Source organism: Actinoplanes sp. G11-F43 (assembly GCF_050589265.1).
In the GTDB taxonomy this organism is placed as follows: domain Bacteria; phylum Actinomycetota; class Actinomycetes; order Mycobacteriales; family Micromonosporaceae; genus Actinoplanes.
On record NZ_JBNZCE010000042.1, the window covers coordinates 1 to 1,782 of the forward strand.

2 protein-coding genes are annotated in these 1,782 nt (G+C 65.5%); both read right to left on the reverse strand.

Annotation, left to right across the window (positions count from 1 at the left end; genetic code table 11):
* Positions 1 to 336: 336 nt before the first annotated feature.
* The gene (locus ACQ0O7_RS36715; protein ID WP_430789440.1) at positions 337 to 1,245 is read right to left on the reverse strand and encodes a JmjC domain-containing protein; all 909 of its coding nucleotides are present in this window, start codon (positions 1,243 to 1,245) and stop codon (positions 337 to 339) included.
* A 25-nt stretch (positions 1,246 to 1,270) separates the two neighbouring features.
* Complete coding sequence (locus tag ACQ0O7_RS36720; protein ID WP_430789442.1) at positions 1,271 to 1,747, reverse strand: hypothetical protein; 477 nt, start codon at positions 1,745 to 1,747, stop codon at positions 1,271 to 1,273.
* Positions 1,748 to 1,782: the final 35 nt, after the last annotated feature.

The window sequence follows — 1,782 nt, forward strand, 5'->3', positions numbered from 1 at the left end:
CGCTTCGACAAACTCGCCGTCCGCTACGAAGCCACCGTGACCATCGCCGCGATCAACGAATGGTTGTAGCCGACTTCGATACACGGCCTAGAAGGAGATTCAGCCTTGGCTGAGGGGCGACCATGCCGTGCAGTGTGCTGCGTTGGTCAGGATTGAGACTAAATACGTACCTTAATCGATAGCTGGACTCTCATCGGTGATCAGAAGTTCGAGGCCGGGCTTTGCGACCGCGGGAGCCTCCCGTAGAGGAGATATATCCGGCGACTCGACGGTGGAACCCGGCTCGGCGGGAGCCACGGGGGAAGTTCCCGCCGAGCCGGGTGCTCTGGTCAGCCGTCAGATGTAGTCGGGTTCGAGTTCGCTTCGGGCGATGTCGAGCAGTTCGACGGCGAACGTCTGGGTGTCGACCTTGCTGAGCCAGCCGACGAGGGTGCTCCGTGCCTGCTCGATCTGTGCGGCGAACGCGTCTTCGCCGACGATGTCCGCTGGCGCAATCACGCGTCGCAGCGAGGTCGACGCGATGGCGGCCTTGGCCAGCTTCTCGCCGATCCAGAAGCCGGTGCGTTCGCGGATGACGAAGGTCAGGTGGACGCTGTCCTCGGTCTGGTCGAGGGCGTGCGGGTTGTGGACCCAGCCGCGCGGGAGCACGAGGACCTGTCCCGGTTTGAGCTCGATCTCCAGGTCGGGGCCGTCAGCCTTGAGCTGTTCGACCAGTTCGGCGAGCGGCTGGGTGTTGGATGCCTTATAGCCGCGATGCGGTTCGTCGACGACCGGCCGCCAGATCTGCCAGGTCTTGCAGCCTGCGGCTTGGTAGACGATGCCGATGTTCTGGTCCCAGTGGTAGTCGAGGCCCTGGGCACCGGCGGGCGTGACGAACGCGGTGACGTAGCAGCCGAAGCCGGTCTCTTGCTGGATGGCTCGGCACATGGCGTGCAGCGGCGGGTACCAGCGGTCCAGGTTGCGGATCTGGAAGCTGTAGCCGCGCTCGCGCCACATCGCGATCCGTGCGGGGTCGAGCTTGCCGGCGGTCGCGTACGCACGGGGGTGGCGGGCGGCGCCGTCCTTGACGACGTTGATCTCGTCGGCGGGCGCACAGCCGGTGTCGAGGTAGGTGTTGAGCAGTTTCGCGTTGACGATGGCCGGCAGGTGGCTGCCGTCGGGCAGGTCATGGACGGCTGGTTCGGTCGGCCAAATCGTCATCATGTCCTGGTACGTCGCTTGATCGAACAACAACCTGAGGGACACGGCGTCCTCCGCGGGCTGGGAGTGGTCAGGGTCGGGGCGGGAGCGGGCACGGGATGTCGGGCAGATGGGTGTGCGGGCAGCAGATGGCCGCGTAGGCGATGACTCCGCCGTTCGGGTTGGTGTAGTACTGCCAGTAGGCGTCCACACCGTTGATCAGCCCGTCCCGGGAGGTCGCTCTGCGCGCGTCCAGTCCGACATCGCCGGCCAGCGGTGGTGGGGCGCCGTTTACGGCGGGGAATCCGACGTCGCCTTCCACGGGCGGGTGGCTTTTGTAGGTGGCGGCCATCCAGTCGATGGCCTCGTCTACGTCGGTCCAGGTGAGATCTGCGGAGGCGGCGTTGCGGCGTAACAGGTAGTGGCCTCGGCGCATCGGTGGCAGTGACGATCGGAGGAATTCCTGGGCCTGGGGTGTGCCGGGTGAACTGGGCCGACGCAGCGATTCGTCCTTCAGATCCTTGCTTGATCCGGTCCAGAGATAGCCGTGCCAGTGCCCGAGGGTCATCCCACTTCCTCAATCTGTCGTCAGGTGCGGTGGGG

Coding starts and splice junctions, on each gene's coding strand:
- ACQ0O7_RS36720 (WP_430789442.1), bottom strand. CDS start 1,747: ATGACCCTCGGGCACTGGCACGGCTATCTCTGGACCGGATCAAGCAAG.